Origin of the sequence: Streptomyces sp. DH10, assembly GCF_029813805.1 — a bacterium.
Taxonomy (GTDB): Bacteria; Actinomycetota; Actinomycetes; order Streptomycetales; family Streptomycetaceae; genus Streptomyces; species Streptomyces coeruleofuscus.
The window spans coordinates 88588-96709 of record NZ_JARVKU010000029.1 but is presented as its reverse complement, the minus strand read 5'-3'; the positions used below and the strand labels follow the sequence as shown (position 1 = coordinate 96709).

Sequence of the window (8122 nt, the reverse complement as noted above, 5' to 3'; positions counted from 1 at the left end):
GATCGGGTCACTGTGTGACCCGATCACCGGCCACGGGTAAGTGAATCCTGTGCAAACCGCCTGTACAGCGCAGCAACCATTGCGTTACGGGCGTCGCCTCGTGCATGCTCCCTGGAACCCGCACGCACGGCGGGCGGGATCTGGGCTAAGGAGGCGTGCCGCCGTACCCTTGGGGGTATGGGGTTGGGAAGACCATTCCCGGACACAGCTCCGCCGCACACTGTTGTCCCACCCATAAAGGATCACAACGCCGAGACAGCCATGGCCGGTCACGAATTCTTCGAACCCGCGGACCGCAAGCGGCCCGTCGCCGATCCCACGGCGGCCGAGCCCTTGGCGGCGGAAGAGCCACGCCACTCCTGCGATCCCGCATTCAAGCACGGGGTCGTCGTCGGCTTCGACGGCTCCACGTCCAGTGAGCGCGCCCTGGCGTACGCGATCGGCATGGCCCATCGCTCCGGGTCGGGCCTGATCATCGTCCACGTCGCCAACCGGCTGCCGACCACCGTGTGGGCCGGCTGCGAGCCGCCCGTGTTCGTGGACGTGCCGGACCATCGGACCGAGGTGCTCGGTCTTGAGCTGGCCTGTGCGGACTACCTCGCCGAGGTGCCCTGGATCCTGGTCGAGCGCGGCGGTGACATCTGCCACGAACTCGAAGAGGTCGGCCGGGAGTACGAGGCCGACGCGATCGTCGTCGGGTCGACCCACGGTCTCGTCGGGCGGATCTTCGGTTCCGTCGCCGGGCGGCTCGCCAAGCGGGCGAAGCGGCCCGTCATCGTCATTCCCTGAGTATTCCCCTGAGTGCCAACTCCCTTGCCGCTTCTGTGCGGTGCGTAAATCTACTTGCGCGTAGAGGTGTTTGTGCCCTTGTGAAGGGCATATACGGAACACCGCACAACTGCACATGCACGAAGGGAGCCCGCCGTGGACAAAGACGTCTCCGCGGGAAGCGGAATCACCACCGTGGTCGGCCGACTGGCCCTCGGAATCACCCTGTTGGCCTTCGGGCTGGGGCACACCGCCGTGATCGACGGGGTGTCGGCCGCTGACGCCGCGTCAATCGCGCAGTACGTGGGCGGCATCGCCCTCTTCGCCGCCGGACTGATGGCCCTGCGGGGCGGGGACTCCGTCGGTGGGACGGCGTTCTCGGTGCTCGGGGCGCTGTGGTTCACGTGGGCCGTGTCGGCGGGTGCCTCCGGCAACGAGGCAGGGTTCTTCCTGCTGCTGTTCGCCCTCGTGGCGCTGTCTCTGACCGTTGCGGGTGGGGAGCAGCTCGGTCAGGTGGTCCACGGGCTGTTCTTCGTCGCCCTGTTGCTCATGGCGATCGCCGAGTTCGCCGGTAGCGACGGGTTCGCCAGGGTGGGCGGGTGGTTCGCCGTGGCCGCCGGGGCTGTCGCCTGGTACGCGGCCACCGCGGCGCTCGCGCACTGGCCCACGGCGCTTCCGCGACGCGCTGCCGGCCGGGGAGTGACGGCCACCGGTTAGCTGCGCCGGCTGGGGAGTTGGGCGGCTTCCCGGCGATGAAAACGGACCCCCCGTGCGTTCGGTGGCAGCACGTGGGGGTCCGTCCTCTTGTTCGGCCTGTGCGGGTGCGTGGGGCTGATCGCGCCCGCGCGGCGGAGCCGCAAATCGATACAGCCCCGCGCCCCTAAGAGAGGGCCACTACTCCACCGTCACCGACTTGGCCAGGTTGCGGGGCTTGTCGATGTCCCGGCCCAGGGCCAAGGCCGTGTGGTAGGCGAGGAGTTGGAGGGGGATGCCCATCAGGATGGGGTCGAGTTCGTCCTCGTTCTTGGGGACGAGGATGGTTTCGTCGGCCTTCTCCTGGTGCTGGTGGGCCACCGCGAGGATCTTGCCGCTGCGGGCCTTGATCTCCTCCAGGGCGGCGCGGTTCTTCTCCAGGAGGTCGTCGTCGGGGACGATCGCGACCGTGGGGAGGGCGGGCTCGATCAGGGCCAGGGGGCCGTGCTTGAGCTCGGAGGCGGGGTAGGCCTCGGCGTGGATGTAGGAGACCTCCTTGAGCTTCAGGGAGGCCTCGCGGGCCACCGGGTAGCCCCGCACGCGGCCGATGAAGAGCATCGAGCGGGCCTCGGCGAACTGGAGGGCCAGCTTCTTGACGTCCTCCTCGTGCTTCATGATCTCGGCGATCTGGGCGGGCAGCTTGCGCAGGCCCCCGATGATCCGCTTGCCGTCGCGGACCGACAGGTCGCGGGTGCGGCCCAGGTGGAGGGCGAGGAGCGCGAAGGCGACCGTGGTGTTGGTGAAGCACTTGGTGGAGACCACGCAGACCTCCGGGCCCGCGTGGACGTAGATGCCGCCGTCGGCCTCGCGGGCGATCGCGGAGCCGACCACGTTCACCACGCCCAGGACCCGGGCGCCCTTGCGCTTCAGTTCCTGCACGGCGGCCAGGACGTCGTAGGTCTCACCCGACTGGGAGACCGCGACGTAGAGGGTGTCGGGGTCGACGACCGCGTTGCGGTAGCGGAACTCCGAGGCCGGCTCGGCGTCGGCGGGGATGCGGGCCAGTTCCTCGATCATCTGGGCGCCGATCATGCCCGCGTGGTACGAGGTGCCGCAGCCGAGGATCTTCACACGGCGGATCCGGCGGGCCTCGCGGGCGTCGAGGTTGAGGCCGCCCAGGTGCACGGTGGAGAAGCGGTCGTCGATGCGGCCGCGCAGCACGCGGTCCACGGCGTCGGCCTGCTCGTGGATCTCCTTGTGCATGTAGGTGTCGTGGCCGCCCATGTCGTACGAGGCGGCCTCCCACTCGACGGTGGTGGGCTCGGCGGTGGTGCGGGTGCCCTCCGTCGTGTACGTGCGGAAGTCGTCGGCCTTCAGGGTGGCCATCTCGCCGTCGTCCAGCGTGACGATCTGGCGGGTGTGGGCGACCAGCGCGGCGATGTCCGAGGCGACGAACATCTCCTTCTCGCCGATGCCGAGGACGACCGGGGAGCCGTTGCGGGCGACGACGATCCGGTCGGGGAAGTCGGCGTGCAGCACGGCGATGCCGTAGGTGCCCTCGATCAGCCGGAGGGTCTCGCGGACCTTGTCCTCCAGCTTGGTGGCCTGCGAGCGGGCGATGAGGTGGGTGAGGACCTCGGTGTCGGTCTCGGAGAGGAACTCGACGCCGTCCGCCTCCAGCTTGCGGCGCAGGTCGGAGGCGTTGTCGATGATGCCGTTGTGGACGACGGCGACCTTGCCCTCGGCGTCCAGGTGCGGGTGGGCGTTGACGTCCGAGGGGGCGCCGTGGGTCGCCCAGCGGGTGTGGGCGATGCCGGTCGTGCCCTTGAAGCGGGCCGGGACCTTGGCCTCCAGATCGCGGACGCGGCCCTTGGCCTTGACCATCTTCAGGCCGGAGGCCTTCGGGGACGTGATGACGACGCCCGCGGAGTCGTACCCGCGGTACTCCAGGCGCTGGAGGCCCTCCAGGAGGAGGGGAGCGACGTCACGCTTCCCGATGTAACCGACGATTCCGCACATATATACGCATTCCTAGCCGTAGACGATGCGCCGCAGCTGTCGGAGCGAGAGCTCCGGCGGTGCCACCGCGCGGTATTTGAGGTCCGCCTCGATCCGTTCGAAGATCGCCGCGTTCACCAGGCCCTGGGCCTGGAGCTCGCGGTGGCGGCGACGGACGTACTCCTCGGTCGTCTCGTCGAAGTAGGCGAGCACGTCCTGGATCACACGCAGCGCCTCGCCCCGGCTGAGGGGCGTGGACCGCGTCAGATGATCAACGAGTTCGTCGTGCACCCGGTAGATCCTGGGGCACCGGCGGCGCTTACGCAAGAATTCTGCCCGGTTTCGGGCACGTCGCCATGGGGTTTCTTTGGGAGAAGGTTGAACCCGTCATGAGCGCTTGTTCGTGGTGCGTCCATCGGGTGGCCGGTATCCCGTTGCCCGAGGCGTCGATTTTTGGACGCCATGGACATTCCTCGTATGGGCGTACCCGAGCGGCTCGCCGAGCGCATGAGCATGGCCGAGCAGCACGAGTACCTGCGCGCCAGGTTCTCCCGGCGCTCGATGATCAGAGGCGGCGCGGTCACACTCGGTGCCGTCGTGGGTGGCGCATTCGTGCCCGGTGCCACCGCCCAGGCGGCCGTACCGACCGCCCGCACCGCTGCCGCGACCGAGGCCGTCGACGGCGCCCTCGTCGCCCCCTTCGGCCGCCACCTCGCCTACGGCACCGACCCGCGCACGGAGATGACCGTTTCCTGGCAGGTCTCGGTCGCCGTCAAGAAGCCGTTCATCCGGATCGGCGCCCACCCCACGGACCTCTCCCGGAGGATCGACGCCGAGGTCCGCACCCTCTTCACGCCGGCCGGTGTCGGCGCGAGCGGCAACCACACCCAGTACTACGTCCACGCCCGGCTGACGCACCTGCGCCCCGGCCGGACGTACTACTACGGCGTCGGCCACCAGGGCTTCGACCCGGCCGAGCCGCACCTGCTGGGCACCCTCGGTACCTTCACCACCGCCCCCGCGCACAAGAAGCCGTTCACCTTCACGGCTTTCGGTGACGAGGGCGTCAGCTACCACGCGCTCGCCAACAACAGCCTGCTGCTCGGCCAGAACCCGGCCTTCCACCTGCACGCCGGCGACATCGCGTACGGCGACCCCACCGGCCAGGGCAGGACCGACGACACCGGCTTCGACTCGCGCGTGTGGGACCAGTTCCTCGCCCAGACCGAGTCCGTCGCCAAGTCCGTGCCGTGGATGCCCGCCTACGGCAACCACGACATGGAGGCCTGGTACTCGCCGGGCGGCTACGGCGGCGAGGAGGCCCGCTGGACCCTCCCGGACAACGGCCCGGACCGGAAGAACCTCCCGGGCGTCTACTCCTTCGCCTACGGCAACACGGCCGTCATCTCGCTCGACGCCAACGACATCTCCTTCGAGATCCCGGCCAACCTCGGCATCTCCGGCGGCACCCAGACCACGTGGCTGGAGGCTCAGCTAAAGAAGTACCGGGCCGCGCGCGACATCGACTTCATCGTCGTGTTCTTCCACCACTGCGCCTACTGCACCTCCACCTCCCACGCCTCCGAGGGCGGGGTCCGGCAGGAGTGGGTGCCGCTGTTCGAGAAGTACACCGTGGACCTGGTCATCAACGGCCACAACCACCAGTACGAGCGCACCGACGTCATCAAGGACGGCGAGGTCACCAGGAAGCTACCGATCGGCGGCACGGCCCACCCCGAGACCGACGGCGTGGTGTACGTGACGGCCGGGGCGGCGGGCCGCAGCCTCTACGCGTTCAGCGCCCCGCTGTCGTACGAGGGCAACGAGCACGACGTGGACTCCGTGCCCTCGTTCGTCAACGTCGAGGGCGGCAAGCAGAACGAGACCGTCACCTGGTCCCGGGTGCGCTACCTCGACTACTCCTTCCTGCGCGTGGACGTCACCCCCGCGCCGAAGGGACACCTGGCCACGCTCACGGTGCGCGGCATCGCCGAGACCGGGGAGCAGGTGGACCACTTCACGGTGGCGCGCCGGGCGAAGTAGCGCCCCGCGGCTGCTACATCCGCTTGAGGACCGCCTGCTTGGCCAGTGCGAACTCGTCGTCCGTCAGTACGCCCGTGCGGTGCAGCTCACCGAGTTCGCGCAGGCGGCGCAGCAGGGCGTCGTGATCGTCCTCGGCGGACGCGACCGGAGGAGAAGGCAGTTCCGGTCGCGCGTCCGTCACGTCGCCGGCGGCCCGGGCCGGGTGCGGAAGCCTGGCCTGGACCGCCGCCGCGACCAGCGCCATCAGCGGGTCCTTCTTGAAGCCCCACAGTTCCACGGCGTTGGGGTCGTACTTGGGCGGGGCCTTGGTCGGCGCGTTCCGCACGGTGAAGCGGAGGTAGCCGTTCTCCAGGCCGGCCGCCGGCTGCCATCCACGCCCGTGATGTCGGTGAGCGCGAGCGTGCGGGCACCGGCGGCGGCCTTGGCGTCCTCCGTCTTCCAGTTCCACTCCAGACGTATGCGCTCACCGTCGAAGCCGGCGGTGCCGTCTCCGGCGGAGACCGACAGCGGCACGGCGGGCCCCGGCAGCAGGTACTCGTCGACCGGTTCGCCCGGCACCTGGTCCAGGAGCAGGGCGTTGCGCACCTCGTCCGTGAAGTACTCGGCGACGCCGTAGCGGTCGGACTCCACGATCAGCTGGTAGGGGTCGTGGGGCTCGGTGAGCCGGCCGCCCGTGGCGTGCAGCAGCGGGTCGGCGCCGTCGCGCAGGCGGAGCCTGAGCCGCCCCGCCTTCTTGCCCTGCTCGAAGGAGATCCCGGCCAACGCCCCCAGCGGGACGACCAGTTCACCCAGCTCCCTGCGCAGCAGACTGACATTCTTGTCCCGCCCGGGGGTCAGCCGCAGGGCGTCGCCGTCGAAGGCCCACGTGCCGTCCTTCTGGATGATTTCCGCCATGGGGTGGATTGTTCCACCAGTCTCACGAGAGAGTGGTCCAGACCTTTTGGCGCTAGACGGCTCATGGAAGGGACACGCTTGTGAGAGCTGGCCGTGTGAGACCGCACCACAGAACGCTTCGTCTTCTCGGTGCCCTGCTGCTGGTCGCGATGGGCGTCTCCATGACAGGGGCCGCCCCCGCGCAGGCGGCATCGCCCACCCCGCTCGACCGCGTGATCCCCGCGCCCGCTTCGGTCGACCCGGGCGGCTCCCCCTACCGCATCACCCGCGGCACGCACCTCCACGTCGACGGCTCGCGGGAGGCGCGGCGCGTCGCCGAGTACCTCGCGGCCGTGCTGCGGCCCTCGACCGGCTACCGCCTCCCCATCACCGAGCACGGCCCCGGGGGCATCCGACTGCGCCTCGCCAAGGGCCCCTTCGGCGCCGAGGGCTACCGCCTCGACAGCGGCCGCAAGGGCGTCACCCTCACCGCCGCCGAGCCCGCCGGTCTCTTCCGCGGCGTTCAGACCCTGCGTCAGCTCCTCCCCGCGGCCGTCGAGAAGGACACCGTCCAGCCCGGCCCCTGGCTCGTCGCCGGCGGCACCATCACGGACAGCCCGCGCTACGGCTGGCGCGGCGCCATGCTCGACGTCTCCCGGCACTTCTTCACCGTCGACCAGGTCAAGCGCTACATCGACCAGCTCGCCCTCTACAAGATCAACAAGCTGCACCTGCATCTCAGCGACGACCAGGGCTGGCGCATCGCCGTCGACTCCTGGCCGCGGCTGGCGACCTACGGCGGCTCCACCGAGGTCGGCGGCGGCCCCGGCGGCTACTACACGAAGGCCCAGTACAAGGAGATCGTGCGGTACGCCGGCTCCCGCTACCTGGAAGTCGTCCCCGAGATAGACATGCCGGGCCACACCAACGCGGCCCTCGCCTCCTACGCCGACCTGAACTGCGACGGCGTCGCACCCCCGCTCTACACCGGCACCGAGGTCGGCTTCAGCTCGCTGTGCGTCGACAAGGAGATCACGTACGACTTCGTGGACGACGTGATCCGCGAGCTGGCCGCGCTCACGCCGGGCGAGTACCTCCACATCGGGGGCGACGAGGCGCACTCCACCAGCCATGAGGACTACGTCAAGTTCATGGACCGGGTGCAGCCGGTCGTCGCGAAGTACGGCAAGACGGTGGTCGGCTGGCACCAGCTCACCGGGGCGACCCCGGCGAAGGGGGCGCTCGCCCAGTACTGGGGGCTGGACAGCACGAGTGCCGAGGAGAAGGCGCAGGTCGTGAAGGCCGCGCAGAGCGGGACGGGGCTGATTCTCTCTCCGGCCGACCGGGCGTATCTCGACATGAAGTACACGAAGGACACGCCGCTGGGACTGTCCTGGGCGGGGTACGTCGAGGTGCGGCGGTCCTACGACTGGGATCCGGGGGCGTATCTGCCCGGGGTGCCGGCCGGGGCCGTGCGGGGGGTCGAGGCGCCGATGTGGTCGGAGACCCTCGAGACCTCCGGGCACATCGAGTACATGGCGTTTCCGCGGTTGCCGGGGGTTGCCGAGTTGGGGTGGTCGTCGGCGGCTTCTCACGACTGGGAGCGGTACAAGGTGCGGCTTGCTGCGCAGGCTGAGCGGTGGGACGTCCTGGGCATTGAGTGGTATCGGTCGCCGCAGGTGCCGTGGGGTTCTGGCGGGCGGTGATTCGTCTGCGGGTGCGTGGGGGCTGGTCGCGCAGTTCCCCG

The 8122-nt window shown here is 69.7% G+C and carries 6 protein-coding genes and 1 pseudogene; 4 read left to right on the top strand and 3 right to left on the bottom strand.

The genetic code is table 11. The features are described from left to right. Positions 1-261 precede the first annotated feature (261 nt). Both QC385_RS38950 and QC385_RS38945 read left to right on the top strand, forming a co-directional pair. Positions 262-789 carry a universal stress protein gene (locus QC385_RS38950; protein WP_086855635.1) on the top strand — a complete coding sequence of 176 codons (528 nt, stop codon included), beginning with the start codon at positions 262-264 and terminating at the stop codon, positions 787-789. Positions 790-924: 135 nt separating this feature from the next. Further along, entirely contained in the window at positions 925-1485 is a 561-nt protein-coding gene (locus QC385_RS38945; RefSeq protein WP_279546150.1) for a GPR1/FUN34/YaaH family transporter, read from the top strand. Between the two features lie 177 nt (positions 1486-1662). On the opposite strand, the gene glmS is transcribed toward QC385_RS38945, so the two are convergent. Beyond that, on the bottom strand, positions 1663-3480 hold the full coding sequence (glmS, locus tag QC385_RS38940; protein WP_279546149.1) for a glutamine--fructose-6-phosphate transaminase (isomerizing): 1818 nt from the start codon (positions 3478-3480) through the stop codon (positions 1663-1665). A gap of 12 nt (positions 3481-3492) precedes the next feature. Beyond that, entirely contained in the window at positions 3493-3750 is a 258-nt protein-coding gene (locus QC385_RS38935) for a hypothetical protein (RefSeq protein WP_031114246.1), read from the bottom strand. Between the two features lie 171 nt (positions 3751-3921). Here QC385_RS38935 and QC385_RS38930 point away from each other — a divergent pair, with 171 nt between their 5' ends. Beyond that, positions 3922-5502, top strand: a complete 1581-nt coding sequence (locus tag QC385_RS38930) for a purple acid phosphatase family protein (RefSeq protein WP_279546148.1) — start codon at positions 3922-3924, stop codon at positions 5500-5502. A 13-nt stretch (positions 5503-5515) separates the two neighbouring features. Here QC385_RS38930 and QC385_RS38925 read toward each other — a convergent pair. Further along, positions 5516-6396: pseudogene (locus QC385_RS38925) on the bottom strand (DUF4429 domain-containing protein). A gap of 149 nt (positions 6397-6545) precedes the next feature. On the opposite strand from QC385_RS38925, the gene QC385_RS38920 reads away from it, so the two are divergent. Then, a complete protein-coding gene (locus QC385_RS38920) occupies positions 6546-8081 on the top strand; it encodes a beta-N-acetylhexosaminidase (RefSeq protein ID WP_279546153.1) in 1536 nt (511 codons plus the stop codon). Positions 8082-8122: the final 41 nt, after the last annotated feature.

Bases quoted from the DNA above. Each gene is read 5' to 3' on its own strand.
- QC385_RS38950 (WP_086855635.1), top strand. From the start codon at position 262: ATGGCCGGTCACGAATTCTTCGAACCCGCGGACCGCAAGCGGCCCGTC.
- glmS (WP_279546149.1), bottom strand. From the start codon at position 3,480: ATGTGCGGAATCGTCGGTTACATCGGGAAGCGTGACGTCGCTCCCCTC.
- QC385_RS38920 (WP_279546153.1), top strand. From the start codon at position 6,546: ATGGGCGTCTCCATGACAGGGGCCGCCCCCGCGCAGGCGGCATCGCCC.
- QC385_RS38930 (WP_279546148.1), top strand. From the start codon at position 3,922: ATGGACATTCCTCGTATGGGCGTACCCGAGCGGCTCGCCGAGCGCATG.